The organism is Neptuniibacter sp. PT8_73 (assembly GCF_047778045.1).
Taxonomy (GTDB): Bacteria; Pseudomonadota; Gammaproteobacteria; order Pseudomonadales; family Balneatricaceae; genus Neptuniibacter.
On the sequence record NZ_CP180545.1, the window covers coordinates 3391361 to 3417898 of the forward strand.

Sequence of the window (26538 nt, forward strand, 5' to 3'; positions counted from 1 at the left end):
TTAAAAAGACTTTTTACAGTAAAATGTACAGATAAAACATTTTTGGCAAGACTTTTGCTCTATCACTACCAAGGTCATTGAGCACGACCGAGGGGAGCAAATAATGAGCGAAGTACAACCAAAAGTGGGCAACGGTGCTGACAAATGGGATCAAGCGATCATTGTGGTCGGAGCAGGTCCTGTTGGATTCAGGTTTATTCAAGAGTTGCGTAAAAACGCACCTCAAGCACCCGTAATTTTATTTGGTAATGAACCCTACCTTCCCTATGACCGTGTTCGCCTGAGCGCCCTACTTGCAGGTCAAGACTCCGCAGAAAACTTATTACTTCCACTAGATGAATTAGATAACGACCCTCTTTTCAAATACCTCTGCAAAGAGATCGTGTCGATTGATACTGAAAACCACAGCGTTACAGATTCAGAAGCTAATCATTACAGCTACGCCAAGCTAGTCATCGCCACAGGCTCTCGTGCACACGTTCCACATATTACCGGTGTAGATTTAGAAGGAGTATTCACATTCCGCAACATGCGTGATGCTGAAAAGCTCAAAGCACGCACAACTCGTAGCCAAGATTTAGTCGTAGTTGGCGGCGGCTTACTAGGTTTAGAAGCGGCGCGGGCCATGCAAGGCAATCTGACCAATATCACCTTAGTCCAGCAAGCTAGCCGCATCATGAATCAACAGTTAGATGATGAAGCCGCTGCAATGCTACAAAGCCAGCTTGAATCTATGGGCATTCGCGTCATTGTCGGAGCCGGAGTTAAAGGTATAGTCGGTGATCAACGAGTAAGAGGGGTCCGACTGCGTGATGGCAAAACACTCAAGTGTGACTCTGTACTTATCTCTGCAGGTATCAAACCTAATATTGAGTTAGCGCGTAAAGCTTGGATCAAAGTAGGTACCGGCATTCGCGTCAACGATAGCTTACAAACATCTCATCCGGATGTGTACGCCATTGGTGAATGCGCAGAACATCTAGATAAAGTGTACGGATTGGTAGCTCCAGGCTTCGAACAAGCCGCTGTTGCTGCCAACCATATAACTCAAGGTGATAGCCAATACCTAGGCTCCCATAGCATTGCTCGCCTTAAAGTCGTCGGCGAATCCGTATTCAGTATGGGTGATGTCCTAGACGATCAGCCTTACGATAAAAAACAGTTCTTCAGCTACAAGACCAAAGATGGCGGATATCGCAAACTGGCCATACGAAAAGGGCGTATTGTCGGTGCGATGGCGATTGGCGACTGGGATGAGATCCCTCGTATTCAGGAGCTGATCACCCACCAGCGCCGAGTTTACACATGGCAGATTTTGCGCTTCCGCTTTACCGGAAACCTTTGGAATCCAGCGTCTAATAGCCCAGAAAACTGGCCAGAAACCGCAGTGATCTGTAACTGTAACAACGTGACTCGTGGACAACTCAGCTACGCCATGGACCAGCAAGGCTGCTGTACCATGGAAACGATTGCCAAATGTACAGGCGCTACAACCACATGTGGTAGTTGTAAGCCACTTGTTCAACAAATTCTTGGCTCCGAAGCAGAGCAACCAGCCGCACCGGACAGCAAAAATTTATTGATCACCTCTTTAGGGGTATTAGCCGCATTGATCGCCTTTATTATGGTGCCAGCGTTTACTGTCAGCACATCCGTGCAAGATTCGATGCGCTTAGATCTTTTCTGGAACGATGGTTTCTACAAGCAAGTAACTGGATTCACGCTGTTAGGCCTCACGATTGTCGGCCTTCTTATGTCGCTTAAGAAACGCAGCAAAACACTTAAACTTGGCTCTTACAAACTGTGGCGCAGTCTACACACTATTTTGGCCCTCCTCTGCCTAATCATTTTATTGGCCCATACCGGATTCAATAGTGGCCAAGCCCTTAACCAATGGCTACTGATCAATTTTTTACTCTTAGCGGGTTTAGGCATTGTGATCAGCCTCGCGATAGGCATGCAACACAAGCTGTCCTTCAATGTCGGTAAGCAACTACGCAGCATCGGCTTTTGGGGTCACTTGTTACTGAGCTGGCCTCTGCCAGCCCTTTTAAGCTTCCACATTCTCAGTGTTTACTATTTCTAGGTCGGAGAGATATTCATGAGTCGTAAATTATCTATCTGGCTTGCTTGGTTAGTGCTTTGCTTTTCGCTGGCAAGCTATTTTGGTTACCAGATGTTCTTAGAAGAACAGAAGCCTGACTTCATCATCGGTGAAGCGACACACGGTCACCATCAGATCGAGATGAGTTGTGATACTTGCCACACCGATCCTTTTGGTGGTGAAGAGGTCATCCATGATGCGTGCTTAGGCTGCCACCAAGAAGAGCTGAAAACCTCCCACGATTCACATCCAATCAAAAAGTTTACCGACCCACGTAACGCTGATCGACTCGAAAAGATCAATGCCGTGAGCTGCGTGACCTGTCATGGCGAACATAAACAAGATCAAACCTTCGAGATGGGTGTAACGCTACCAGACGACTTCTGTTACGAGTGTCATGCAGAAATTGCCGAAGAACGACCAAGTCATGAAGGCATGGGGTTTGACACTTGCGCCTCGGCAGGTTGCCACAACTATCACGACAACCGCGCACTCTATGAAGATTTCCTTTTGAGCAACAACGAAGGTCCGATGATCAAAGCGATGGCCCAGGTTTTAGCTCGAACCGGTACGCAATCAATCGAACGTAAAGCAAGTCTATCAATAGATCAGGCTGATGCGCCTTCTGCCTCGCCTGAACACCTTAAAGAGTGGAGTGAAAGCATCCATGCGACAGCTGGTGTGAACTGTACCAGCTGCCATGCACCACAAGGACAAGCATGGCAAGACGATCCAGGTCTTGCCGCATGCAATAGCTGTCATACCCACGAAGAAAAAGGCTTTTTGGCTGGAAAGCACGGTATGAAGCTATCGATAGGGTTGGGCAAGATGACTCCAGCCACCGGTCGAGCCGCTTTCCATGAGAACGCTGATACAACAGGTCTAGACTGCGCAAGCTGCCACGATGCTCATAAACCTGAGCCGAAGCTCGCTGCTGTCGAATCCTGTACCAGCTGTCACAACGATACCCATACACAAAACTATGCCAATTCACCTCATGCAGAACTTTGGAAGCAAGAGCTAAAAGGCGAGCTGCCAGCAGGCAGCGGCGTGACCTGCGCGACCTGTCATATGCCGCGCGAAGTGCACAAAGAGTTTGGTGAAGAGGTCGTTCGCGTACAGCACAACCAAAGCATGAATTTACGTCCGAATGAAAAGATGATCCGAAGCGTTTGCATGGATTGTCACTCCCTTTCATTCAGCATCGACGCTTTGGCTGACGAAGTACTGATTGAAAACAATTTTAAAGGGCTACCTTCTCAAAACATTCCGTCAATCCAGATGGTTTTAGACCGAGAAACTAAATAGCCCTATACCGATTTACTTATGAGAACTTGGGGAACGAGGAAAATACTATGCTGAAAAAAGTAACTTTAGCCACTGCAATAGCGGCAACTGCACTAGCAATCACAGGCTGTCAGGAAGAAGAGAAAACGGTTGGTATCGATCCAAGCAAACACACTGACGCACTCTTCGCAGTAATGAATGCTGACCGTACTAACTACACAAAATACATTGTTGGTCGTCTTGGCCCTAAAGGAGCTGATGCCGTTATGCCAGTTGAGCACTGGAAAGATGTAGATAACGGTGTACCACTTCCAGCGCAGATGTTCCGTTTAGGTTATGAATCTGTATCTGAAGTAACGGATGACTTCACATATTCCCTCCAGTCAATTTGGCCAATCAATTCACAAAACGCCCCACGTACTGACATGGAGAAAGAGGGCCTTGAGTACGTTGCCAAAAACCTAGGTAAAAACTTCTACGGAACAGAAACATTAGGTGGCAAAGACTACTTCACTGCGGTTTACGCGGATGTTGCTTCTGTAAAAGCCTGCGTGAGCTGCCACAACGGTCATAAAGATAGCCCTAAAACAGACTTTAAACTCGGTGATGTTATGGGTGGTGTCGTTATTCGTGTACCTCTAGGCGAGTAATCACCCATGTTTAACGGTGCTCTGATGTCGCTATTCACACTAATCCTAGTGTCTTTTATCGCCACAGGATGTGATTCAAGCGAGACAACAAAGACTGCTGCTCTAACTCCCGAATTGCAACAAGGGAAAGAGATCGTAGAGGGCCGATGCTTTGCGTGTCATGCACAAAGCATCAACGGCGCCCCTATCGTTGGTAACAAAAAGATGTGGAAAAAACGTGCGACTCAGGGCAAGGCCGTTCTGGTCGAACATGCCATTAATGGTATTGGCCTGATGCCAGCTAAAGGTGGTTTTACAGATCTTTCGGACGAAGAGATCGGCTTAGCAGTTGGCTACATGCTTTCACAAATCAAAGAATGAGGGATCTAACATGGGTTGTTTCTTCAGCAAATTGAAATCAATTTTCGGCGGGGCTAAGTGCCAAGCCTCCCTTTATGAACGACTAGGCGGCGAAACAGCGGTAGACGCTGCTGTGGATATTTTTTATCGCAAAGTGTTGGTAGATGACCGCATCAGCCACTACTTCGATGATGTTGATATGGAAGGTCAAGCCGTAAAACAAAAAGCCTTTCTAACCATGGTTTTTGGTGGCCCCCACAACTACACCGGCATGGATATGCGTGAAGGCCATAAACACCTCAAAAGGCTAAACGATTGCCACTTCGACGCTGTAGTGGAAAACCTAGCTGCGACCCTAACTGAACTGGGTGTTGGCAGTGATGATATCAGCGAAATTGCAGGTATCGCGGAAAGTGTAAGAGATGATGTTCTTAATCGCCCTAAAGAAGGCGAGACAGCCCAAGAGGAAAAAGAGATGAGTTTATACGAGCGAATTGGTGGGGAAGCAGCGGTAGATGCTGCTGTCGATATTTTTTACCGCAAAGTGCTTGCTGATGACCGTATCAGCCACTACTTCGATGATGTTGATATGGATGGCCAAGCAGCCAAGCAAAAAGCGTTCTTAACCATGGTATTCGGCGGCCCACACAACTACACCGGACAAGATATGCGGGAAGGGCACAAACACCTTAAAGGACTTAACGAAACCCACTTTGATGCAGTAGTTGAAAACCTAGCTGCGACGCTGACTGAACTCGGCGTGAGCGAAAGTGATATCGGCGAAATTGCAGGTATTGCCGGCAGCGTTAAAGACGATGTGCTTAATCGCTAAGGAGTCACAATATGGTAAGCGTCAGATTTGAAGAGGCTGATATTACGGTCAAAGGAGGCTCTAACCTTCTAGAAGCCTTATTGGATGCTGGTCACGACATTCCCAATTCATGTCGTGCTGGCGCTTGCCAGTGCTGCATGCTCCAAGCAACAGAAGGTACGCCACCAACTGATGCTCAAAAAGGTCTTAAAGAGACTCAAAAGCAACAGGGCTACTTTCTGGCTTGTCGCTGTCAGCCAAATACAGAGATGAGCGTTCAACGGAATGCGCAAGTATCCTCAACCGAAGGGATCTTAATCAGTAAGCAACAACTAACGGACTCCGTTCTGCAACTCAAACTTAAAGCAGATATCGATTACTTAGCAGGACAATATATCAATTTAGTTCGTCATGATGGATTGAGCCGATCTTACTCAATCGCCAGCGTAAAAAGCCTCGATGACCATATAGAACTACAGCTACGTATTTTTAAAAATGGGCAGTTTAGTCAATGGGCACTCAATGAATTTGTACTTGGTGAAAACATTGAGCTACAAGGGCCATTTGGCGACTGTTTTTATACCAAAACAGATCTCAACCAACCGATCCTTATGGCGGGTACCGGTACTGGGTTAGCTCCTCTTTATGGCATTGTTCGAGATGCCTTACAACAGGGTCATACCGGCCCAATCAGTTTATTCGCTGGCGCTAAAAATAGCGCAGGTTTATACCTAGTTGAAGAGTTAAAAGCGTTGAGTGAGCACTATGAGAATCTCACTTACTATCCCGTTGTACTCGAAGAAACTGGATCAGAACCAGACGGTTGCGAGATCGGTGATCTCAATGCCGTAGTCAAAAACAGGGTACCAAATACCAAGGGCTACCGAGCTTATTTCTGTGGTTCTGAAAATCGCGTCAAAACATTACGCAAACAAACATTTTTAGCTGGCGCTAATATGCAGGATATCTACTGCGACCTGTTCACTCCCTCGAGTTAGGTAACTTGCTAGCCTAACTCCACAAGCCGGCACTGCCGGCTTTTTTAATTGTTTTGCGGAGCTGAACTTAAAGGGAAAGCAGCGATAGTGCCTTTCGCCTCAGAAACTTTAGCAACGCCTTCGTTCTCCACTTCGTCGATGCGAACGATCGCATGGGAAGGAATATAAGAGCGCTTCACACCACTAAATTCAGTTTTGAGTTTCTCTTCACCTGGGTCGATAACGAGTTCAGAACGATTCCCAAAGACCAACTCTTCAATCTCTAAAAAACCCCACATGTCGCTTTGATAAACATGCTTCGCATAGAGTTCAAAAACTTGATCCTGATTTACAAAAATCACTTTATAGATTCGATCGTCTTTCTTAGCCATCTGTTCCGAAAACCTAGGTTGCTATTCACTCATTACCAGCCAGAGCGCTTTGACTACGCACCGGCATATACTTGTGATTCATCAAGATACTGAACAGCTCGTTCCAAAGCTTCCGTACGAGTGCTAGCAAAATCCTTACTGCTGATACGGGACTCTAATCCTAGTTTGAGCAATTTATCCTGAGCTTCTTTTGATTGGGTAATAATCGATACATGCTTACCTAAATCTAGAGCCTCAAAAACTACGTTTTCGATCGACAGTGCCATAGTGTCATCCAAGAAAGAGACGTCACTCAAATCAAAAATAACCGCTTCGTGTCTTTCAATATCCTGACGTTCACGCGCTATTGCCTTGGAAACACCAAAGATCATTGCACCGGACAAATAGAAGAGAAGTACCCGACCGTCCGCCTTATTCAGAAGGGTCTTCTGCTCTTCATCCAGTGGGATCTCATCATCCACATCCGACATGGCCCGCACCTTCTGCGCTTCAACCATAGAGAGTTTCTGGATAATGATGATATTGGCTACAAATACACCGATACCTACAGCAACAATTAAGTCTACAAAAACCGTCAGAAGCAGTACGGTGTACATAATCAAGGTACTATGGCGGGAGACTTTGTGGGCACGCTTGATAAACGACCAATCAAGGATATCCATCCCCACTTTCACAGCGATGGCAGCCAAGACGGCTAGCGGTATATTTTCGATCAAGGAGGCGGCGCCAAACACCGCTATGGCCAAGGCAACTACCCTAATCACCCCCGAAAGCGCGGTCCGACCACCCGACTGGATATTGACCACGGTACCCATAGTAGCACCCGCACCCGGCAGGCCACCGAATAGACCAGACATGATATTACCTAAGCCCTGGCCTACTAGCTCTTTGTTCGAGTTGTGCTCAGTTCGAGTCAAGTTATCAGCGATAACCGATGTCAGCATAGAGTCGATACAACCCAACATACCCAACACCATCGCTTCCACCAACATAATACTTAGCTCAGCGTGAGTGAAGTGAGGAATCACCAATGAAGGGAGTGAGGCATCGATCTCACCGATACGCTGGATCTGCTCAAAATCAAAAACAAGCACCGACAGAATACTTACAAAAACCAGCGCGATTAACTGAGGTGGGAGGTATTTTTTAAGCTTTTCAGGAGTAAAGAAAAGCAGCTGCAAAGTGACTACAAAGAGTAAAAATTCCCCCAGCTGGATATTCATAACCAGCTCAGGGAGATTCGACAATGTCCCCACTACTCCACCAGCTGGAGCTGTTTGACCAAGTGCAGGGGCCAATTGCATGAGAATCAGGATCACGCCTATCCCGGACATAAAGCCCGAAACCACCGAGTACGGCATTAAGGTGATGTATTTACCCAGTTTGAGGAAGCCAAATATTATCTGGAAACACCCCGCCATCATGACGACGGTAAAGGCCATGGCGAGCCCTTTTTCAGGATGCGTAGCAATCAGCGTACTAACAACAGCAGTCATAACTACTGTCATTGGGCCGGTAGGCTCTGAGATCAGAGTAGAAGTACCGCCAAAGAGAGAAGCAAATAGCCCGATTAGAATTGCGCCATAAAGACCCGCTTCCGCACCCGCACCTGACGCCACACCGAAGGTTAAAGCAAGGGGTAACGAGACAACCGCAGCGGTCAAACCACCTAACATATCGCCGCGAAGGTTCTTCTTACTCAGCGTATTCAGCGCAAGCATCTAACTTTTCTCTTTGTGTACAGGAATCTAAGCTGTAATTTTACTAGTCGAGCGCAAGCGAGCAAGGTTTATCTGACCCAACTCGACTAAATATTCCTCTTAAAAACCGTTCTAGGATAAAACCAGGAGCACTATCGGATTTTATTCAGCTTAGCTGAATAAAATCCGCACAAAAATAAGCTATTTCTAATTAACCAAAGACGATTACTTGCCAGTTTTTACATGGGTTAGGTATAGAGGTAAACCTACCAACAAGAACCCACCGACCAAGTTACCTAAAACCGTAGGGATCTCATTCCATAACAGGTAATCCACTAGTGTAAACTCGCCGCCCATAATCATCGCAAATGGGAACAGGAACATGTTCACAACAGAGTGTTCAAACGCCATATAGAAGAACAGCATAATCGGCATCCACATTGCCGCCATTTTACTGCTAGCAGATGTTGAGATCAGCGCCCCTACAACGCCCATAGAAACCATCCAGTTACACAACATGCCGCGGATAAAAATAGTAATCCATCCCCAAATCCCTTGTTCTTGATAACCAAGGGTACGAGACTCACCAATCCAACTGACTTTCTCCGCAATTGCGCCGCCATCAGTTTGATAACCATATGTCAGAATAAAGGAAGCAAAAAAAGCGACGATAGCGGCACCAGAAAGGTTACCCAAGAAGACTAACCACCAGTTACGTAATAACTTCTTAATGGTGCAGCCTGGACGTTTATCAATCACAGCGAGAGGCACCAAGGTAAACGCTCCGGTGAGAAGATCGAATTTCATCAGGTTTAGCATGATAAAACCGACGGGGAACAAAATTGCACCGATTAACAAATTCCCTGTATTGGTAATCACCGCAATGGCAAAGAAGGCAGCCAAGGACAAAATAGCACCAGCCATCAATGAACGGATATAAGTATCCCTTGTGGTCATAAAGATCTTTTGTTCGCCTGCATCGACCATCTTGGTAACAAATTCACGCGGCTCCAAATACGCCATAAACGCCTTCCCTCAAATATTACTTAACATGTAAATAACGATAAAAATTGGAAGGCAATGTTACCAAAACTAAAGTCTAATGAGTCCCCCTCTGTGCACCAAGTGACTAAATACCAGTACCAAATAACAACTTAGATAGATCGAATACTATTTATGTCTTTTAGATCAATAGATTACGAATCAATAAACATCAATAGCTTTGTATTGGCCATCAAAGAAAGGATATGAAACACTACCTAAACAATTCAGACTGAATAAATAGCTCTCTAAAAACGGAATTTACAAAAGTGATGAAGGATATAAACGCAGATTGCTGGCGTTTCATTTCACGAATGACGAGGATCTTTAGTTACCTATTTATAGGTATTTTATGCGTTGCTTTAGCGATAGCCTTTCTATTTGAACCACAGTCCTACCCCATTAAATTTTTCTTTTTTTATCATACGGTTGAATACTCACAATCCCCTTTATATACCTATTACGCAGGACTGACAGGTCTAGTAACTTTCTGCATTGTGCTAGCGCATTCCACGCTGGAATTTCGAAAACACGATTTGTTTATGTACCCAGACCGATTAGGTGGCAGAACGTGCTTTGTGCTTTCACTGTTTATTGGGACCATATTAATAATCATATCTGAGTTCGGTAATGATCCTACAGGGAGATATTCGAGCAACGTGAAAACAGTTGTTGGCATGGTGTTTATTAGTTATGTGCTTTGGTCTCTGTTACTTAACTTCTTCATACTTACATTGTTCGAAATAAGGACTTTTAGGCGAATACTAAAAACTAGAGGGAAGCATCATTAATGCTCTTCCCCACAATATTACAAAGCCAAATCACTCTGCTAGGCAATTCCCCTTTAAAACCAAGGCCTTTACGGCAACAACAACTGATAAAATGAGCCGATTTCAACTCGACTAAACTGTTCATTATCTGGCCGCTTCAGTATAATGCGCGGTCCTTTATGCACCCGGCCATATTTTCCTGCCGGGCTTTGATACACGCAAAATACAGGTGAACAATGGCGAAGAAGCTATTTATTAAAACCCACGGTTGTCAGATGAACGAGTACGACTCTGCACGTATGGCGGATCTGTTGGGGGAAAGTCATGATCTTGAGCTTACTGAGGACGCTGATGAAGCGGACGTTCTGCTCCTGAACACCTGTTCGATTCGTGAAAAAGCGCAGGAAAAAGTATTCCACCAGCTAGGCCGCTGGCGCAAACTGAAAGCGAAGAATCCCGATATCAAAATTGGTATCGGGGGTTGCGTAGCCAGTCAGGAAGGCGACAACATCCTAAAACGCGCACCTTACGTTGATATGATTTTCGGCCCGCAGACACTTCACCGTTTGCCAGAGATGATTACTGAAACGGATAGTGGTGGTGTTGGCATTGTCGATGTTTCTTTCCCTGAAATTGAAAAGTTCGATCACCTGCCAGCCCCTAAAGTAGAAGGCGCTGAAGCCTTTGTTTCTGTGATGGAAGGCTGTTCTAAATACTGCACATTCTGCGTTGTACCTTATACACGTGGTGAAGAAGTAAGCCGTCCTCTAGACGATGTTATTACCGAGTGTGTTGAACTTGCCGAACAAGGCGTGCGCGAAGTTAACCTACTCGGTCAAAACGTAAACGCCTACCGCGGCGATACTCATGATGGCGATACGGCTGATCTAGCAGAACTGATCCGTTGTGTAGCAGAGGTTGATGGGATTGATCGTATTCGATTCACGACCAGCCACCCGGTAGAGTTTACAGACAGCTTAATCGAAGCCTATGAAGATGTACCTGAGTTAGTGAGTTTCCTTCACCTACCGGTACAAAGCGGCTCTGACAAAATTCTAATGGCGATGAAACGTGGCCATACTGCGCTTGAGTACAAATCTAAGATCCGTCGTATTCGTAAAGCACGCCCAGATATTGAGATCTCTTCTGACTTCATCATCGGTTTCCCGAATGAAACTGACGCTGATTTCGAAGCGACAATGAAGCTGATCGAAGATATAGGTTTTGATAACAGCTATAGCTTTATCTACAGCCGTCGTCCAGGTACTCCAGCATCTGATCTGCCTGACAATATTGACGAAGAAACCAAGAAAGCGCGTCTACAAATTCTGCAAAGCCGCATTATCCAAAATGCTCAGCAGATCAGCCGCCGCATGGTCAATACAACGCAACGCATTCTGGTTAACGGCTATTCTAAGAAAGATCCTGGCTTGCTCTCAGGTCGTACTGAAAACAACCGTGTTGTGAACTTCCGTTGCGATAACCCAGATCTAATTGGCCACTTTGCCGATGTGAATATTGCTCAAGCGTATGCTAACTCTTTAGTAGGTGAGCTAATCTGTTCAGAACTGGACGACAATTTTTCCTTGAAGGCGGGCTAAGCTGTTGAGCACTGCACAATCGATCAAAATCACGCTAGAACCTGAAAATGCAGAGTTTTTAGCGAACCTTGGTGGCCCGTTCAACGAGCACTACAAACTAGTTGAGAAACGTTTAGGCATTGAGATCCGTAACCACGGCAATCATTTCCAACTACTGGGTGATATCGAAAACATCACTTTCGTTTCAGAAATGCTTGAAGCACTCTATAACGACGCTAAACAGGACCAACGTATCTCACCAGACCAGATCCACCTTCTAATTCAAGAAAGCGGTCTAGAACAGCGTAATAGCAATCAACAGATTAAAGATACGGATATCAGTATCCGTACGAAAAAAGCGTTGATCCGCCCTCGCGGTGAAAACCAGCAAGGCTATGTACGCTCGATCCTTCAGCACGATATCAATTTCGGTATTGGCCCTGCGGGTACAGGTAAAACCTACCTTGCCGTTGCCTGTGCGGTTGATGCCTTAGAACGCGAGGAAGTCGATCGCATCTTATTGGTTCGCCCAGCTGTAGAAGCTGGTGAGAAGCTAGGCTTCCTGCCCGGCGATCTCAGCCAAAAAGTTGATCCATACCTGCGCCCTCTCTATGACGCGCTGTATGAGATGCTAGGGTTTGAACGTGTAGGTAAACTAATTGAGCGCAATGTAATCGAAGTTGCGCCTCTGGCCTATATGCGTGGTCGTACCCTTAACAATTCATTCGTTATCCTGGATGAGAGTCAGAACACCACGCGCGAACAGATGAAGATGTTCCTGACACGTATAGGTTTTGGTTCCACTGCAGTTATTACCGGTGACATCACTCAGGTAGATCTACCTAAAGGCACACGTTCAGGTTTGATCCACGCAATGCAAGTGCTGGACGATGTAAAAGATATCGGTTTCACCCACTTCACTGCTAAAGACGTCGTGCGTCACCCTCTGGTTCAGCACATCGTCCGTGCTTATGACCGCTTTGAGAAAAAAGAAGGCAAGCAGGATTCCCACAAATGAGTTTTGAATGCGAAGTTCAATACGAAATTGAAGGCGATCTACCAACAGAAGCGCAGTTTCAGCAATGGATATCCGCTGCACTTGCTGGTCAGATCGATGAAGGCGAAGTTTGCATCCGCATAGTGACACCGGAAGAGAGCCAAACGCTCAACCGCACTTATCGCGATAAAGACAAACCAACTAACGTCCTCTCCTTCCCTTTTGAAGTCCCAGAAGGCGTGCCCCTTCATCTTCTAGGCGATCTGGTTATCTGTGCCGACGTGGTTGCTAAAGAAGCAGAGGAGCAAAAAAAGCCTTTGTTTGACCATTGGACCCACATGGTTGTGCATGGCTGCTTGCATCTAATCGGTTTCGATCATATAAATGATGAAGAAGCCGAAGAGATGGAAAATCTCGAACGAAAAATTCTCGCCAGTATGGATATTAAAGATCCTTATCTGGAAAGTAACTAAATATCAGGACTATCAACACACCATGAGCGAAGATCGATCGGGACAGCCGAAAGGCTGGTTAGAAAAGCTTTCCCAAGCGTTTAATGATGAACCTCGCAGCCGTGAGGATCTGTTAACCGATTTGCGTCAAGCGACCGACGAAAATCTGCTAGATAACGAAGCACTGACCATTATGGAAGGTGCCATGCAAGTATCTGATATGCAGGTTCGTGATGTAATGATTCCCCGCTCACAAATGGTAGTTGTGGAAGCGGATCAAACACCTAAAGAGTTCCTACCGGTTATTATTTCAAGCGCGCACTCTCGCTTCCCAGTGATCGGAGAAACGCCAGATGAAATCCTTGGTGTCCTGCTCGCAAAAGACCTCCTACCACTGATCTTAGAAGGTAACCTCGACCAGTTTGATCTTAAAAGCAAGCTGCGCACAGCAACCTTCATCCCTGAATCTAAACGCCTTAACATTCTCCTAAAAGAGTTCCGTGTTACCCGTAATCACATGGCAATCGTGATGGATGAGTACGGTGGTGTGTCTGGTCTAATTACCATCGAAGATGTTTTGGAACAGATCGTGGGTGAAATTGAAGATGAGCATGATAGCGAAGAGGATGATGGCAACATCAAACCATTCGATGAGAATGCCTTTATCGTTAAAGCACTAACGCCTATCGATGATTTTAACGAGTACTTTGATACAGAATTCACCGAAGAAGAGTTCGATACGATTGGCGGTATAGTCACGCAAAAATTCGGCCGCATGCCGAAGAAAGATGAAAGCGTCGAGATCGAAAATTTCCAGTTTAAGATCTTGTCTGCTGACACTCGTCGTATCCGCTTATTACAGGTAAGCCGTAACGGATAATTATTATGCCTCTGCAACTGCTACTTGTTTTGCTTGCAGGGGCATTGATTGCCCCCTCCTTAGCACCCTTTAATACGCCCTATTTAGCCTTACTGCCTCCGGCGGTTCTGTTTCTTTGCAGCCGAAACCGCTCGGTAAAGCAAAGCAGCTGGCTTGGTTATCTCTTTGGCCTTGGCTTCTTTGGAACCGGCGCGTCTTGGGTATTTGTCAGCATTCATGAACATAGCCATACCCCTCTGCCTATTGCTGTCACCTTAACCGCACTTTTCGTGGCAGGCCTAGCCCTTCTCTTTGCGCTGCAGCAGTTCGTTTGGAAAAAGCTCTTCTCTGCCCGCTTCCAAGCACTGAGTTTTATTGGCTGTTGGATACTGTTTGAGTGGATACGTAGCTGGCTATTCACCGGCTTCCCTTGGCTATATTTAGGTAACGCAGCTTTAGATACGCCATTCCAGAATCTTTTACCTATAGGCGGTGTATGGCTAGCAAGCTTTGCCATGCTTGCAACAGCGATTGCTGCAGCCGAATTTATTCGTAGTCGAAATCTACGCCCCTTGTTACTGCTGCCACTGCCGTTGATAGCCAGTATGCTATCTATACATCCATGGACAATTGCGACGGACAACGCCCTAAAAGTCGCAATTGTTCAACCTAATATCCCGCAGCAAATTAAATGGAATCCTGAATATCGTCCTGAGATCCTCGCCAAATATATCAAGCTATCTCAACCTCATATCGACGCTGAGCTCATGCTCTGGCCTGAAACAGCCATTCCTGCACTGTTCCAACATGCAGCTACGCCGTTAGCTGAATTACTGAGCGATCTTGATAGTAATGGAGCGACATTAATCAGCGGCCTTCCTAGCACGACAAGAGACAACAGCCACCCTAAAGGCTATCGCGTTCATAACAGCTTGGCGATTCTAACCACGGGCAGCGGCATCTACCACAAACAACGCCTAGTGCCCTTTGGTGAATACGTGCCGATGGAAACGCAGGTTAGAGGCCTGCTCGACTTCTTTAATTTGCCAATGTCGAGCTTCTCACTACCGCAAGGGGAGCAGCCTTTACTATCGGTTGCGAACCAAAAGATCAGTGCCGCAATCTGCTACGAAATTGCCTATCCAGAACTGGTTAGAAAGAACTCGTTAAATGCAGACATATTGCTTACTGTGTCTAACGATACCTGGTTTGGCGCGTCCATCGCACCGGCTCAACATATGCAGATTGCCCGAGTCAGAGCAGTAGAAAATGGTCGCTGGCTGATCCGAGGAACCAATAATGGCCTAACCGGCATTATCGATCCACAAGGGCAGATCGTAGAACAACTCCCACAGTTCCAAGCAGGCGTTTTACGAACACAAGTTTTTAGCATGCAAGGCTTGACGCCTTTTCAGAAGTTTGGATCACTACCGATCCTAGTCTTAGCAGGACTGTTTACTCTGTTCGGGCTAGGGCGCCATCAGCTAGCCCTGCAAGACAATCCCTACCCCGATTTCAGTTAAAACTATTGGTTATGGCCAAGGTTGAGAAACTCGCTTAAAGAACGTTTTTCCACAGGCCTGACAAGGCTCAAGTTTTTCTGTTTTCTTTAAAACAAACTGAGTTGAACAGTTTAAACACTGCAGTGTCCCTACTGTAGCCAACTCACCAGCAATGTACTGATCCTCATCGTGATCCAAACACTCTCGTAACAACTCTTGCCCAATGCGGGTTTGATCTGCAATCAACTTAAGTTGTTCAGCAAAGGTATGCTCTAAAGCATTTAGATCAAATTTGAGCCACGCAGCAATCCCTGCACCTGTTTCATGGGCATAGTAACCCAATGTCTTAAGGTCTCGAGCCAAGTAAGCTTTCAGCAGATCCAGCTCATCCCGGGTCATATCCTCTGCTGCCAGCTCCAACTCCACAGCATCGTGGATTTTCTCCTGCAATAGATCCCAAGATCTAGCTTCTGATGTTTTCAGATCCTTAGTTAGTCGCAGGAGCACTCTGTCATAGTCTGTTGAAGCCAGTTTCGTTTTCTTATCGCTATCCGCGCCCATAAAACCACCTCGTTTTTAGCAGAAATGCTGTTTGCCCTCTTGTATATATTGTATGCTATGCCCCAATTAGCAAACTTTTATTAACCGGCGTCAATTGGATGCCGGTTTTTCATCATAGGCATAACGATTCACGAACATGAACGAACAATATCGCCCTCAGAAGATTGAACAAGCCATCCAGAAACACTGGCAAGATAACGACAGCTTCAAATGTGAAGAAGATCTGCAGAAAGAAAAATTCTACTGCCTGTCTATGTTCCCTTACCCAAGTGGACGCCTCCACATGGGCCATGTTCGTAACTACACCATTGGCGATGTAGTTTCTCGTTACCAACGCATGCAGGGTAAAAACGTACTTCAACCAATGGGTTGGGACGCTTTCGGTCTTCCAGCAGAAAACGCAGCGATGAAAAACAACGTTGCGCCAGCAAAATGGACCTATGAAAACATCGATTACATGCGTAACCAGCTACAGCAGATGGGCTTTGGTTACGACTGGAACCGTGAACTAGCAACGTGTCACCCAGAGTATTACCGCTGGGAACAATGGTTCTTCACTAAGCTGATGGACAAAGGCTTAGTTTACAAGAAAGAAGCTGAAGTAAACTGGGACCCTGTTGACCAAACAGTACTTGCCAACGAGCAGGTTATTGATGGTCGCGGCTGGCGCTCAGGTGCGCTAGTTGAGCGTAAGAAGATCCCTCAGTGGTTCCTTAAAATCACCGATTACGCAGACCAGCTACTGGAAGATCTAGACAAACTAGATCAATGGCCAGAGCAGGTTCGCACTATGCAGAAGAACTGGATCGGCCGCTCTGAAGGTGTTGAACTAATGTTCGACGTTGACGGTTACGGTGAGCTAGAAGTCTTCACAACGCGTCCAGACACACTAATGGGTGTGACTTATGTTGCCGTTGCGGCTCAACACCCACTTGCACTTAAAGCTGCTGAAAACAATCCAGAGCTTGCAGCATTTGTTGAAGAGTGCAAAAACGTTAAAGTTGCCGAAGCAGATATGGCAACGATGGAAAAGAAAGGTATGGCGCTTGGGATCACTGCCACTCACCCGCTTACCGGTGAAGAAGTACCTGTCTGGACTGCAAACTTCGTATTGATGGATTACGGTTCTGGCGCAGTTATGTCTGTTCCAGGCCACGATCAGCGTGACTGGGAATTCGCAACTAAGTACGGTTTGGATATCAAACAAGTTATCCGCCCACTAGACGATACAGACGTTGATCTAAGCGTTGAAGCGTACACAGAAAAAGGCGCTTTGGTTAACTCTGGCGCTTACGACGATCTTGAATTCGACGTTGCCTTTAAAGCGATCGCATCTGACCTAGAAGCGAAAGGCAAAGGTAAAGTTACCGTTAACTTCCGTCTACGTGACTGGGGCGTATCTCGTCAGCGCTACTGGGGTGCACCAATTCCTGTCATCAACTGTACGAGCTGTGGTGCTGTACCTGTACCAGAAGATCAGCTTCCAGTTGTACTACCGACAGAAGTTGAGTTTGATGGCAGCGGCTCTCCAATCAAGAAGATGGAAAGCTTCATCAACACAACGTGTCCTAACTGTGGCAGCCCAGCTGAGCGCGAAACCGATACATTCGATACATTCATGGAATCTTCTTGGTACTACGCGCGTTATGCTTCTCGTAGCAGCGAATATGCCATGCTTGAGCCTGAAAAAGCGAACTACTGGCTTCCAGTAGATCAGTATATCGGTGGTATCGAGCACGCGATTCTTCACCTGCTTTACTCACGTTTCTTCCACAAGTTGATGCGTGATGAAGGTCTGGTTGATAGCGATGAGCCATTCAAGCGCCTACTTTGCCAAGGCATGGTATTGGCTGACAGCTTCTTCCATGAAGATGAGAACGGTGGTCAGGTTTGGGTTTCACCATCCGACGTTGACATCAAAACTGATGAGAAAGGTCGCGTAGTTAGCGCAGCTCATCGCACGACCGGTCAGGCACTACAGCATGACGGTATGTCTAAGATGTCTAAGTCTAAGAACAACGGCATCGATCCTCAGGTGATGATCGACAAATACGGCGCTGATACGGTTCGCCTATTCATGATGTTCGCAGCGCCACCAGAGCAGTCTCTAGAGTGGTCTGACACAGGTGTTGAAGGTGCTCACCGCTTCCTTAAACGCCTATGGAAACAAGTTCACGATCATCTAAAAGTTGGCGGTTCTACTGTTGCTATTGATAAAGATAGCCTAACTGATGTTCAGAAAGAGCTGCGTCTGAAAGTTCACTCAACGATTCAGAAAGTATCTGACGATATGGAGCGCCGCCAGACATTCAACACAGCCATCGCTGCAGTGATGGAACTGTCTAACACGATCGCTAAGTTTGTTGATATCAGCGAACAAGGCCGAGCGGTAATGCAAGAAGCTCTAGAAGCAGCAGTACTGCTACTAGGCCCAATTGTTCCGCACATCAGCCACCAGCTTTGGATCGAACTAGGTAACGAAGATGATGCTCTAACAGCAGCTTGGCCGCAAGTTGACGAAAGCGCACTTGTTCAAGACACCATTCAACTGGTTGTACAGGTTAATGGTAAAGTTCGTGCGAAGATCAACGTTGCTGCGGATGCAGACGAAGATGTTGTTCTACACACAGCGCTAGCTGACGAAAATGTTCAAAAGCATATGGCAGACAAAACAATCCGTAAGAAGATTGTTGTGCCTGGCCGTCTAGTGAACATCGTAGTTGGTTAATTAGTGCGAATTAAGGAGCAGATCATGATCAAACAATGGCAATCATTGACTGGAAAAATCATTCTGTTGCTCACTCTGTGTGGCTTCATGAGCGCATGTGGCTTTCAGCTACGTGGTGCTCAAGAAGTCTCCGCAGACAAACAGCAAGTAACGATTATCCCAGGCAATGCCAATGGTGAACTGCTCAGGAACTTACGGCAGAACATGAAGTTCAATGGCATCAAAGAAGTCACTGGTGCACCTTATCAGATCCAACTAAGCAATCATCGCTATAAACGTCGTGCTGCGACGATCAGTAGCAGTGCTGATGTTGATGAGTACGAGCTATCTGTAGAAATTGTAGTGCTAGTAGCAGATCAACAGGGGACACCTATTACTTCTGACATTATGATCCAGCGCGAGCGTCTTTATACCTATGATAAAGACGCAGCAGCAGCGAGTGCCGAACAAGAAGAGCTTTTGCGCCGCGAGCTTTATAACTCCGTTGCGCAATCGATTCTTCGCCGCTATCTGGCCACAAACAGCGCTCAATAAGCCTGTATGAAACTGCGCCCAGAGCAACTTAGCGGTCATCTAAAAAAAGGGTTATCACCGGTTTATTTTATTACCGGTGATGAGCCTCTACTTTTAGAAGAGAGTAGCGATCTTCTGCGTCAACACTTAAAACAACAAGGCTTTAGCGAACGCGAGGTTCTACATGTTGATGGCAGTTTCAGCTGGGAGTACCTGCTCGAATGCGCCAACGCACTTTCACTGTTTGCGGAAAAGAAGATTATCGAGCTACGCCTTGGTAGCAGCAAGCTAAATAAGAAATCCAGCGAGATTCTACGCGAATACCTCAATAATCCAGCACCGGATAACATCCTGCTTATTATTGCCGACAAACTCGATGGCACTGCTAAAAAGAGCGCCTGGTTTAAAGCAATCGATAGCACCGGTGTAATTGTTGAAGTATGGCCTGTAGAAGCAGAGCAGCTACCCAACTGGATTCGTCAGCGCGCCGCACAGATCGAACTTAAACTAGACGATGAAGCAAATCAGCTGCTGTGTGACCGTATTGAAGGCAACCTACTGGCAGCAAAACAGGAACTAAGCAAACTCAGCTTACTGTTCCCTAACCAAGTCGTCACTGCAGACGATGTTATCAATGCCGTATCTGATAGCTCCCGCTATGATATCTACGGTCTTTCTGATGCAGCCCTACAAGGTCAAGCCTCACGCTGCTGTAAGATCCTGCAAGTATTACGACAAGATGGTACTGAGCCTCCTGTGGTACTCTGGGCTCTATCAAAAGAACTTCGCTCCATAGCAGCGATCCAACAGGCACAAAACAACGGCCAATCCTTCGATGCAGTCTGCCAACGCGAACGCATCTGGGGTAAACGCAAGCCTTTAGCGCGTAAAGCCTCACAACGTATTAGCGGTGTTCAGATCAACCAAGCCCTACAGCAATGCGCCGAAGTTGATAAGATCGTTAAAGGTATGGCTGTTGGCGACGTTTGGTTACTGCTGACTTCTATCTCGCTAACATTAGCCGGGCAAGCTCTCGCACTTTCTAATTAAGCATTCAAGAGCACCTAGTTTCACTACTCTTCATCAGCTATGATGCGGTTATATATCAATGAGATAGATAACCATGCGCCCACTTGCCCTAGGCTTTATTTGTACAACAGCACTTCTACTATGTGGCTGCGACAGAGAGATTCCGCCGGAGCGAATGAAATCTGGAGAGGATCTATATGGTTACTACTGCAAAGAATGTCATACCAAACACGGCCCCGGTGCATATATGGAAAAATTTGCCGGAAAGGAACCAATGGAAGCGTATAAGATTATTTTGATGATCAAATACGGCTACAACAAAGAAAAACACAGCATGCCGGTTTTTGATCAGCTTTCAGAAAAACAAGCAGATGCTGTAGCTCAATATGTAGTTAAACTTCAGCATTCACATATGACAGCTAAGTAAGCGCCCCTTTACCTTATTACTGAGTGGGATGTAGATAATCCCCATATTGTTCAAAAATCTTTGCCAAATCAGCCGCATAATCGCCGCTGGTTTCGAAGCTACCTAACACTCCTGCCTTCTTCTGCTTGTAATCGATAAAGCCCAAGGCAATCGGCACACCTGCCCCATGAGCAATATAGTAGAAACCGGATTTCCATTTATCCACTTTAGAGCGTGTGCCTTCAGGGGACATCATAATCCGCAGTTCAGCGTGCTGAACAAACTGTTGAACCGTTGCTTCAACCATATTGTTCGACTTGCTGCGGTCAACCGGAATTCCTCCCATCCATCGCATCAAACCGCCAAAAGGAAATTTAAAGATACTATCCTTTCCCACCCAATAGAGCGGCACATCGAGTGAAAAAGCGACCATCAAGCTAAACGGCATATCCCAATTAGTGGTATGGGGAGCGCCAATCACAATGCACTGCTTTAACTCTTTGGGGATATTGCCCACAACCTTCCAGCCCAACAGTTTTAATACAGTTCGAGAGAACCAGCGCAAACAAGGCTGAACCACAGGGGTGGAAAACATCGTTTTATGTAACATTACATCCCCGATAAATGCGTTTAATGGGACTCAACAGCTATTATTTTAGCCTGACCATCAGCAGTTAGCGTCAGGTTTAACTTTACCTGATGCCAATCCTTCGAAATTTCTAAATCCTTAGCACTGATTGACTCATACCATTTCTGATCGCCAATCTGCCAATCGACCTGTGCTGTCTCCCCACGCAAAGGTCGCGCTTTAAATCGGAAAGCGCAAAAACCATTTGGAGCAACCTGCTCACAGACAATTTTACTTCGTGTGGATATCACTTCGATCCGTACACTAGATAACGTGTGATTGGATAGATTAGTTACGGTGATTTGATCAAGTTGGGTAGGTGTGCTTTTTGGCTGCACATTTTGAGTACAACCCGATAGCACTAATACGATAAGAGGCGTTAGAAATTTGATCATAAGGGCAGTATAACGAGTTGCCGCTAAGGAGTTAATGCCCTAATTTAAACCTTAAAAGTTACGACAACTCATTCGAAAATCCTACCCGATATATTGATGTAGAACCTCAGTTTCCAACTTAATATTGTCGTGCAGCGGACAACGTACACAAACTCTATCTAAGAACGCTTGTTTCTCGGCTTCACTCAGATCAGCATCGATCTTTGCTTGAACGCTAATCGTCTGAAAGCCTACACGATCTTCAGTTTCTTTGCCCATAAGCCCCATTGGGTTTAGATCACCATCGACTTGGATCTGCATACTACGCAGCTCGATCTTTTCCTGATTAGCAGCTATTCGTGCAATTGAGCCGATACAACCCGCTAAAGAGAATAGGAAGTACTCAAGTGGTGTAGGGCCTTCATTGGTGCCACCGCTCGCCTGCGGTTGATCGATCGTTACTTTATGGTCACGGATATCCGCGTGGATAGCCCAACCCGAAGTCATATTGGCAGTCACAGAGATGGTTTTAGTACTCATAATTAACCTTAGTTTTAATCTTTACTGCCTAAGGCAGTATTAATATTAGACTTATCTAATATATAGATTTTTAAGTTATAAAGATAAGAACAAATAGCTATAAGAGCAGCGGACCTAAGAACCAATATCAGCTATAACTACCAAAACCTAATATTGATTCCTGCCTGCGCTGGAATAAGCTCGGGCCGCTAGCAATCAAAAAGGCCGTTCTAAGAACGGCCTTTGTGGATAACTTAAAGTTAAAGGAGGGACATTAACCTACCTTTTCACCCTTCGCTTGTAGATCGGCATGGTAAGAGGAGCGAACAAGAGGTCCGCAAGCTGCATGTTTGAAGCCAAGTTCTTTTGCAATGCGGCTAAACTCATCAAACTCTTCAGGCGTCACAAAGCGCTCTACCTTAAGGTGTGAACGGCTTGGTTGTAGATATTGACCGATTGTCAGCATATCTACATCATGAGCACGTAGGTCTTTCATTACCTCGATGATCTCTTCATTGGTTTCACCAATGCCCACCATCAAGCCAGACTTGGTACGTACTTCTGGGTTCTTCGCTTTGTACTTTTTCAACAAGCGTAGAGACCATTCGTAGTCAGAACCAGGACGTACCGCTTTGTATAAGCGTGGTACAGTTTCCATATTGTGGTTAAACACATCAGGTGGTGTTTCGGTAAGAATATCGATCGCGATATCCATACGGCCACGGAAGTCAGGTACTAGGATCTCCATCTCGATAGATGGAATACGCTGGCGCGTTTCGCTCACACAGTTAGCAAAGTGTTGAGCACCACCGTCACGCAGGTCATCACGGTCAACTGAAGTTACTACAACATAACGCAACTCCATATCCGCGATCGCTTCTGCCATCTCTCTAGGCTCGTTCTCGTCTAGCGCATTTGGACGGCCGTGAGCTACATCACAGAATGGACAACGACGGGTGCAGATATCACCCATAATCATAAAGGTCGCTGTACCGTGGCTAAAGCATTCGCCTAAGTTTGGGCAGCTAGCCTCTTCACAAACAGACGCTAGCTTATGCTTACGCAGCTTCTGTTTGATACTGTCCACTTTTGCACTTGATCCCATCCGCACACGTAGCCAATCTGGCTTACGTGGCATATCTTCTTTCTCAGTTGGAATTACCTTAATTGGAATTCGATCAACTTTGTCGGCGCCACGCAATTTAACGCCCTGCTCTACCCGCTTCTTCTTTACTTCGTTATTGTTATCTAATGACATCTAGGCTTAATCCAGAGTAGTTTGTCGAGTGACTTCTTTATATCCTAGCTTGGTAATAAGGATATCCAGAAGACGCTGCGTTGCCTCAACCTGATCAAGGTCAGAAGTTAACGCGTCAAGTTGTGTCATCGCCATACCGGCATAGCCACATGGGTTGATTCTTAAAAAGGGTTCTAGATCCATAGCTAGGTTAAATGCCAAACCATGGAAAGAGCAACCTCGGCGAACCCTAAGGCCTAAGGATGCTATTTTACTATTATCCACATAGACGCCGGGCGCGTCCGGCTTAGCGTAAGCGTCTATACCATAGGACTGGACTGTTTCAACAATGGACTCTTCCATAATTGAAACCAGCTCGCGCACACCTAATTTTTTACGTTTCAAATTCAGCAGTAGATAAACAATTGCCTGCCCAGGGCCGTGATAGGTGACTTGACCGCCACGATCCACCTGAACAACCGGGATATCACCCGTACCCAGCAAGTGCTCCTCTTTACCTGCTTGCCCCTGCGTAAACACAGGTTCATGTTGCAGCGACCAAATTTCATCCACTACTGAGTCATCGCGCTCATTAGTAAAATTCTGCATCCGCTGCCATGTTGGTTCGTAAGGCTGTAAGCCTAAATCCCTGACAATTAGCTGATCAGGGTTCATCAGATCACCATTTTTACGCGATCAGACGCGATTAACGCTTCATGTAGAGCTTTAAGCTGCTCGACACTCTGCGCTGTAATTTTAAAACGCACGGATTGGAATGTGCCTTTACGGCTATCCTGCAAAGTTACCTGAGAGATATCCAGATCCGGAACATGAATCTGCACAATTTCGATAACGTGACCGCGAAAATCTTCACTATTTACCCCAACGACTTTAATTGGATAGTCAGGACATGGAAATTCGATCTTTGGCGGTTCTTGCTGCTTGTCTGTCATAAACTCTTTCTAATTCTCTGTTGGCTTACCGGTCATCAACTGGCGTTGATACTCAGAAAACTTTTCAAAAATTTTCCGCCAAACCGGACCTTTCTGGCCATCACCGATCTGATGGCCATCAACCTCAATTATAGGCACTATACCTCGGGTGGAACTGGACACCCAAACTTCATCCGCAGCCAATAACTTATCATAATCAATATCAATCTCCTGATATTGGATCGCATACTGGTCTGACAATTCGAGAATGAGTTCTCGGGTGATGCCACCTAAAATCTCTGAGCTGCGCTTAGGGGTATAAAGAACTCCGCGCTTCACCAAAAATAGGTTACAGGCTGAGCCCTCTGTTAATCTATCATCACGGGAGAACAGCGCCTCATCCACCCCTTCATCTTTGGCTTGCTGTAACACCAATATATTAGGTAGCAAGCAAGTGGATTTAATATCGCAGCGATGCCAGCGTAGATCTTCTGTAACAATCGCTTTCAACGGCACAACATCATCACAGCCCGCTTGCCAGATATCTTTGATCGGCGAGCAACAGGCAAAAATGGTCGGTTCTAAACTATCATCGTAACCATGACTACGTTTACCAGCACTTCCCCGTGTGACCTGAAGATATACCGATAGATTGCCGCCCCCATTCAGCTCAACTAGCTGATTCATTATGGCAACCCAATCGCAGTCACTTTTGATCCGCACTGCGCGCAAACTATGCTCTAAACGATCAACATGCTCCTGTAGACGAAACCCTATCCCCTGATAGTACGGAACCACCTCATAAACACTGTCCCCAAACAGAAAGCCACGGTCAAAAACCGATATTTTCGCTTCCTCTGCAGGGATGAACTCGCCATTCAGATAGACTGTATTCATATCACCTAAACGCAAATGCCCACATCTACGTATATAGATGTGGGCATCCGTGCAATTTTAAAGGGCTACGCTAAATGCGTTTAGCCAATTAAGCTGGTAAAGAACAGTAGGATGGCATGCCAGATACGCTTTAATAAGCCTGCTTCTGGCACGGCTTCCATCGCTACTAATGGTACTTCCGTTACCAATTCACCATCTAAAGTAACGCGGACTTTACCCAGCTCCTGACCTTTCTCGATCGGTGCTGTGATCACTTTGTCCACATCCATTGTAGCTTGTAATTTATCTGCCTGACCGCGCGGGATGGTCACTGTCAGTGAATCTTCGATACCCATACGAAGCTGATCAGATACACCTGACCATACCTTAGAGGTATTTAGTACAACATTACGCTCGTATAGCTTGTGTGTACGGTAATAACGGAATGCATAAGACAGTAATTTCTGGCTCTCACGTGCACGTGCTTCTTCATCGCTCGTACCTAAAACAACCGAGATCAAACGCATACCGTCGCGCTTAGCTGATGCAACCAAGCAATAGCCTGCTGCATCTGTATAACCAGTTTTTAAGCCATCTACAGTCTTATCGCGCCATAACAGTTTATTACGGTTTGGCTGACGAATTTTGTTGTAAGTGAAGTACTTCTCGGAGTACATACCGTAGTGCTGAGGAAAATCCTGAATAATCGCTTTAGCAAGCAAGGCTAGGTCAAATGCAGAAGAAACATGGTTATCGCCCGGAAGACCCGTCGAGTTTTCGAAATGCGTGTTATCCATGCCTAGAAGGCGTGCATGCTGATTCATTAGATCCGCAAATGCTGCTTCGCTACCTGCAATATGTTCAGCTGCAGCGACAGACGCATCGTTTCCTGACTGGATAACAATACCTTTCATCAAATCGCCAAGACGTACCTGAGTACCCTCACGGATAAACATACGTGAACCTTGCGTACGCCAAGCTTTTTCACTTACGAGCACAAGGTCATCTTCAGCAACATTACCTTTTGTTAGCTCATATTCGAGAATGTAAGCCGTCATCATTTTTGTCAGACTGGCTGGCGCAAAACGTTCATTCTCATTTTTAGATGCGATAATCTTGCCGGTGTCTGCATCCATCACCAGATAAGCTGTCGCAGCGATTTGAGGTTCTGCCGGAATTAGACGCGCAACCGCATGCACTTGGAATGCAAACAGAGTCAAAAACAGTACAGAAAAAAACTTGGAAGCCTTATTAAACATTGTTTTCCAGAATCT

At 46.0% G+C, this 26538-nt stretch carries 27 protein-coding genes; 15 read left to right on the forward strand and 12 right to left on the reverse strand.

Annotated elements, in window-relative coordinates:
• The first annotated feature begins 103 nt into the window (after positions 1-103).
• Genes ACMXYN_RS15400 through ACMXYN_RS15425 form a run of 6 tightly spaced genes read left to right on the forward strand, consistent with a single transcriptional unit; the run spans position 104 to position 6189 of the window.
• A complete protein-coding gene (locus ACMXYN_RS15400; RefSeq protein ID WP_415892599.1) occupies positions 104-2086 on the forward strand; it encodes an FAD-dependent oxidoreductase in 1983 nt (660 codons plus the stop codon).
• 15 nt (positions 2087-2101) lie between these two features.
• Positions 2102-3412 carry a cytochrome c3 family protein gene (locus tag ACMXYN_RS15405; RefSeq protein WP_415892600.1) on the forward strand — a complete coding sequence of 437 codons (1311 nt, stop codon included), beginning with the start codon at positions 2102-2104 and terminating at the stop codon, positions 3410-3412.
• 47 nt (positions 3413-3459) lie between these two features.
• Complete coding sequence (locus ACMXYN_RS15410; RefSeq protein WP_415892601.1) at positions 3460-4041, forward strand: DUF3365 domain-containing protein; 582 nt, start codon at positions 3460-3462, stop codon at positions 4039-4041.
• A gap of 6 nt (positions 4042-4047) precedes the next feature.
• A complete protein-coding gene (locus tag ACMXYN_RS15415; RefSeq protein WP_415892602.1) occupies positions 4048-4401 on the forward strand; it encodes a c-type cytochrome in 354 nt (117 codons plus the stop codon).
• Between the two features lie 10 nt (positions 4402-4411).
• Positions 4412-5212 carry a group I truncated hemoglobin gene (locus ACMXYN_RS15420; RefSeq protein ID WP_415892603.1) on the forward strand — a complete coding sequence of 267 codons (801 nt, stop codon included), beginning with the start codon at positions 4412-4414 and terminating at the stop codon, positions 5210-5212.
• A gap of 11 nt (positions 5213-5223) precedes the next feature.
• Positions 5224-6189 (forward strand): 2Fe-2S iron-sulfur cluster-binding protein, encoded by a 966-nt coding sequence (locus ACMXYN_RS15425; protein ID WP_415892604.1) that lies wholly within the window; start codon positions 5224-5226, stop codon positions 6187-6189.
• Between the two features lie 44 nt (positions 6190-6233).
• Here ACMXYN_RS15425 and ACMXYN_RS15430 read toward each other — a convergent pair whose 3' ends face one another.
• The 3 genes from ACMXYN_RS15430 to ACMXYN_RS15440 all read right to left on the reverse strand — a co-directional run bounded on the left by ACMXYN_RS15430 (position 6234) and on the right by ACMXYN_RS15440 (position 9283).
• Positions 6234-6560 (reverse strand): DUF1820 family protein, encoded by a 327-nt coding sequence (locus ACMXYN_RS15430; RefSeq protein WP_415892605.1) that lies wholly within the window; start codon positions 6558-6560, stop codon positions 6234-6236.
• A 53-nt stretch (positions 6561-6613) separates the two neighbouring features.
• A complete protein-coding gene (locus ACMXYN_RS15435; RefSeq protein WP_415892606.1) occupies positions 6614-8281 on the reverse strand; it encodes a SulP family inorganic anion transporter in 1668 nt (555 codons plus the stop codon).
• Positions 8282-8485: 204 nt separating this feature from the next.
• A complete protein-coding gene (locus ACMXYN_RS15440; RefSeq protein ID WP_415892607.1) occupies positions 8486-9283 on the reverse strand; it encodes a formate/nitrite transporter family protein in 798 nt (265 codons plus the stop codon).
• 1024 nt (positions 9284-10307) lie between these two features.
• Here ACMXYN_RS15440 and miaB point away from each other — a divergent pair.
• Genes miaB through lnt form a run of 5 tightly spaced genes read left to right on the forward strand, consistent with a single transcriptional unit; the run spans position 10308 to position 15482 of the window.
• Positions 10308-11672 carry a tRNA (N6-isopentenyl adenosine(37)-C2)-methylthiotransferase MiaB gene (gene miaB / locus ACMXYN_RS15445; RefSeq protein WP_415889359.1) on the forward strand — a complete coding sequence of 455 codons (1365 nt, stop codon included), beginning with the start codon at positions 10308-10310 and terminating at the stop codon, positions 11670-11672.
• A 4-nt stretch (positions 11673-11676) separates the two neighbouring features.
• Positions 11677-12669: a PhoH family protein gene (locus tag ACMXYN_RS15450; protein WP_415892608.1), complete on the forward strand. Its 993-nt coding sequence runs from the start codon at positions 11677-11679 to the stop codon at positions 12667-12669.
• Positions 12666-13121: an rRNA maturation RNase YbeY gene (gene ybeY / locus ACMXYN_RS15455; protein ID WP_415892609.1), complete on the forward strand. Its 456-nt coding sequence runs from the start codon at positions 12666-12668 to the stop codon at positions 13119-13121. The genes ACMXYN_RS15450 and ybeY overlap by 4 nt, the downstream gene beginning before the upstream one ends.
• A 22-nt stretch (positions 13122-13143) precedes the next feature.
• Positions 13144-13980 (forward strand): HlyC/CorC family transporter, encoded by an 837-nt coding sequence (locus ACMXYN_RS15460; protein ID WP_415892610.1) that lies wholly within the window; start codon positions 13144-13146, stop codon positions 13978-13980.
• Positions 13981-13985: 5 nt separating this feature from the next.
• Positions 13986-15482: an apolipoprotein N-acyltransferase gene (gene lnt / locus ACMXYN_RS15465; RefSeq protein WP_415892611.1), complete on the forward strand. Its 1497-nt coding sequence runs from the start codon at positions 13986-13988 to the stop codon at positions 15480-15482.
• A gap of 9 nt (positions 15483-15491) precedes the next feature.
• On the opposite strand, the gene ACMXYN_RS15470 is transcribed toward lnt, so the two are convergent.
• A complete protein-coding gene (locus tag ACMXYN_RS15470) occupies positions 15492-16022 on the reverse strand; it encodes a zinc ribbon-containing protein (RefSeq protein WP_415892612.1) in 531 nt (176 codons plus the stop codon).
• Positions 16023-16158: 136 nt separating this feature from the next.
• Between ACMXYN_RS15470 and leuS the strand changes: the two genes are divergently transcribed.
• The 4 genes from leuS to ACMXYN_RS15490 all read left to right on the forward strand — a co-directional run bounded on the left by leuS (position 16159) and on the right by ACMXYN_RS15490 (position 20719).
• Positions 16159-18750: a leucine--tRNA ligase gene (leuS, locus tag ACMXYN_RS15475; protein ID WP_415892613.1), complete on the forward strand. Its 2592-nt coding sequence runs from the start codon at positions 16159-16161 to the stop codon at positions 18748-18750.
• Positions 18751-18774: 24 nt separating this feature from the next.
• Positions 18775-19284 carry an LPS assembly lipoprotein LptE gene (gene lptE, locus ACMXYN_RS15480; protein ID WP_415892614.1) on the forward strand — a complete coding sequence of 170 codons (510 nt, stop codon included), beginning with the start codon at positions 18775-18777 and terminating at the stop codon, positions 19282-19284.
• Between the two features lie 6 nt (positions 19285-19290).
• Positions 19291-20313: a DNA polymerase III subunit delta gene (gene holA / locus ACMXYN_RS15485; protein WP_415892615.1), complete on the forward strand. Its 1023-nt coding sequence runs from the start codon at positions 19291-19293 to the stop codon at positions 20311-20313.
• 73 nt (positions 20314-20386) lie between these two features.
• On the forward strand, positions 20387-20719 hold the full coding sequence (locus ACMXYN_RS15490) for a c-type cytochrome (protein WP_415892616.1): 333 nt from the start codon (positions 20387-20389) through the stop codon (positions 20717-20719).
• A 16-nt stretch (positions 20720-20735) separates the two neighbouring features.
• Here ACMXYN_RS15490 and ACMXYN_RS15495 read toward each other — a convergent pair whose 3' ends face one another.
• The 8 genes from ACMXYN_RS15495 to ACMXYN_RS15530 all read right to left on the reverse strand — a co-directional run bounded on the left by ACMXYN_RS15495 (position 20736) and on the right by ACMXYN_RS15530 (position 26523).
• A complete protein-coding gene (locus ACMXYN_RS15495; RefSeq protein ID WP_415892617.1) occupies positions 20736-21308 on the reverse strand; it encodes a lysophospholipid acyltransferase family protein in 573 nt (190 codons plus the stop codon).
• Positions 21309-21328: 20 nt separating this feature from the next.
• Positions 21329-21721: a hypothetical protein gene (locus ACMXYN_RS15500; RefSeq protein ID WP_415892618.1), complete on the reverse strand. Its 393-nt coding sequence runs from the start codon at positions 21719-21721 to the stop codon at positions 21329-21331.
• 81 nt (positions 21722-21802) lie between these two features.
• Positions 21803-22240, reverse strand: a complete 438-nt coding sequence (locus ACMXYN_RS15505; protein WP_415892619.1) for an OsmC family protein — start codon at positions 22238-22240, stop codon at positions 21803-21805.
• A gap of 253 nt (positions 22241-22493) precedes the next feature.
• A complete protein-coding gene (lipA, locus tag ACMXYN_RS15510; protein WP_415892620.1) occupies positions 22494-23477 on the reverse strand; it encodes a lipoyl synthase in 984 nt (327 codons plus the stop codon).
• Between the two features lie 6 nt (positions 23478-23483).
• Positions 23484-24131, reverse strand: coding sequence for a lipoyl(octanoyl) transferase LipB (lipB, locus tag ACMXYN_RS15515; protein WP_415892621.1), 648 nt, complete (start codon positions 24129-24131; stop codon positions 23484-23486).
• Positions 24131-24409: a YbeD family protein gene (locus ACMXYN_RS15520; RefSeq protein ID WP_415882505.1), complete on the reverse strand. Its 279-nt coding sequence runs from the start codon at positions 24407-24409 to the stop codon at positions 24131-24133. Before ACMXYN_RS15520 ends, lipB begins: the two co-directional genes overlap by 1 nt.
• Before the next feature lie 9 nt (positions 24410-24418).
• Complete coding sequence (locus ACMXYN_RS15525; protein WP_415892622.1) at positions 24419-25285, reverse strand: aminotransferase class IV; 867 nt, start codon at positions 25283-25285, stop codon at positions 24419-24421.
• Between the two features lie 80 nt (positions 25286-25365).
• Complete coding sequence (locus ACMXYN_RS15530) at positions 25366-26523, reverse strand: D-alanyl-D-alanine carboxypeptidase family protein (RefSeq protein ID WP_415889375.1); 1158 nt, start codon at positions 26521-26523, stop codon at positions 25366-25368.
• Positions 26524-26538: the final 15 nt, after the last annotated feature.

Excerpts from the sequence above, each read along its gene's own strand:
- ACMXYN_RS15440 (WP_415892607.1), bottom strand. The coding sequence starts at position 9,283 with ATGGCGTATTTGGAGCCGCGTGAATTTGTTACCAAGATGGTCGATGCA.
- leuS (WP_415892613.1), top strand. The coding sequence starts at position 16,159 with ATGAACGAACAATATCGCCCTCAGAAGATTGAACAAGCCATCCAGAAA.
- ACMXYN_RS15420 (WP_415892603.1), top strand. The coding sequence starts at position 4,412 with ATGGGTTGTTTCTTCAGCAAATTGAAATCAATTTTCGGCGGGGCTAAG.
- lptE (WP_415892614.1), top strand. The coding sequence starts at position 18,775 with ATGATCAAACAATGGCAATCATTGACTGGAAAAATCATTCTGTTGCTC.
- ACMXYN_RS15520 (WP_415882505.1), bottom strand. The coding sequence starts at position 24,409 with ATGACAGACAAGCAGCAAGAACCGCCAAAGATCGAATTTCCATGTCCT.
- ACMXYN_RS15470 (WP_415892612.1), bottom strand. The coding sequence starts at position 16,022 with ATGGGCGCGGATAGCGATAAGAAAACGAAACTGGCTTCAACAGACTAT.
- ACMXYN_RS15495 (WP_415892617.1), bottom strand. The coding sequence starts at position 21,308 with ATGTTACATAAAACGATGTTTTCCACCCCTGTGGTTCAGCCTTGTTTG.
- miaB (WP_415889359.1), top strand. The coding sequence starts at position 10,308 with ATGGCGAAGAAGCTATTTATTAAAACCCACGGTTGTCAGATGAACGAG.
- lipB (WP_415892621.1), bottom strand. The coding sequence starts at position 24,131 with ATGAACCCTGATCAGCTAATTGTCAGGGATTTAGGCTTACAGCCTTAC.
- ybeY (WP_415892609.1), top strand. The coding sequence starts at position 12,666 with ATGAGTTTTGAATGCGAAGTTCAATACGAAATTGAAGGCGATCTACCA.
- lipA (WP_415892620.1), bottom strand. The coding sequence starts at position 23,477 with ATGTCATTAGATAACAATAACGAAGTAAAGAAGAAGCGGGTAGAGCAG.
- ACMXYN_RS15530 (WP_415889375.1), bottom strand. The coding sequence starts at position 26,523 with ATGTTTAATAAGGCTTCCAAGTTTTTTTCTGTACTGTTTTTGACTCTG.
- ACMXYN_RS15410 (WP_415892601.1), top strand. The coding sequence starts at position 3,460 with ATGCTGAAAAAAGTAACTTTAGCCACTGCAATAGCGGCAACTGCACTA.
- ACMXYN_RS15425 (WP_415892604.1), top strand. The coding sequence starts at position 5,224 with ATGGTAAGCGTCAGATTTGAAGAGGCTGATATTACGGTCAAAGGAGGC.
- lnt (WP_415892611.1), top strand. The coding sequence starts at position 13,986 with ATGCCTCTGCAACTGCTACTTGTTTTGCTTGCAGGGGCATTGATTGCC.
- ACMXYN_RS15505 (WP_415892619.1), bottom strand. The coding sequence starts at position 22,240 with ATGAGTACTAAAACCATCTCTGTGACTGCCAATATGACTTCGGGTTGG.
- ACMXYN_RS15400 (WP_415892599.1), top strand. The coding sequence starts at position 104 with ATGAGCGAAGTACAACCAAAAGTGGGCAACGGTGCTGACAAATGGGAT.
- ACMXYN_RS15500 (WP_415892618.1), bottom strand. The coding sequence starts at position 21,721 with ATGATCAAATTTCTAACGCCTCTTATCGTATTAGTGCTATCGGGTTGT.
- ACMXYN_RS15405 (WP_415892600.1), top strand. The coding sequence starts at position 2,102 with ATGAGTCGTAAATTATCTATCTGGCTTGCTTGGTTAGTGCTTTGCTTT.
- ACMXYN_RS15435 (WP_415892606.1), bottom strand. The coding sequence starts at position 8,281 with ATGCTTGCGCTGAATACGCTGAGTAAGAAGAACCTTCGCGGCGATATG.
- holA (WP_415892615.1), top strand. The coding sequence starts at position 19,291 with ATGAAACTGCGCCCAGAGCAACTTAGCGGTCATCTAAAAAAAGGGTTA.
- ACMXYN_RS15460 (WP_415892610.1), top strand. The coding sequence starts at position 13,144 with ATGAGCGAAGATCGATCGGGACAGCCGAAAGGCTGGTTAGAAAAGCTT.
- ACMXYN_RS15430 (WP_415892605.1), bottom strand. The coding sequence starts at position 6,560 with ATGGCTAAGAAAGACGATCGAATCTATAAAGTGATTTTTGTAAATCAG.
- ACMXYN_RS15415 (WP_415892602.1), top strand. The coding sequence starts at position 4,048 with ATGTTTAACGGTGCTCTGATGTCGCTATTCACACTAATCCTAGTGTCT.
- ACMXYN_RS15525 (WP_415892622.1), bottom strand. The coding sequence starts at position 25,285 with ATGAATACAGTCTATCTGAATGGCGAGTTCATCCCTGCAGAGGAAGCG.
- ACMXYN_RS15490 (WP_415892616.1), top strand. The coding sequence starts at position 20,387 with ATGCGCCCACTTGCCCTAGGCTTTATTTGTACAACAGCACTTCTACTA.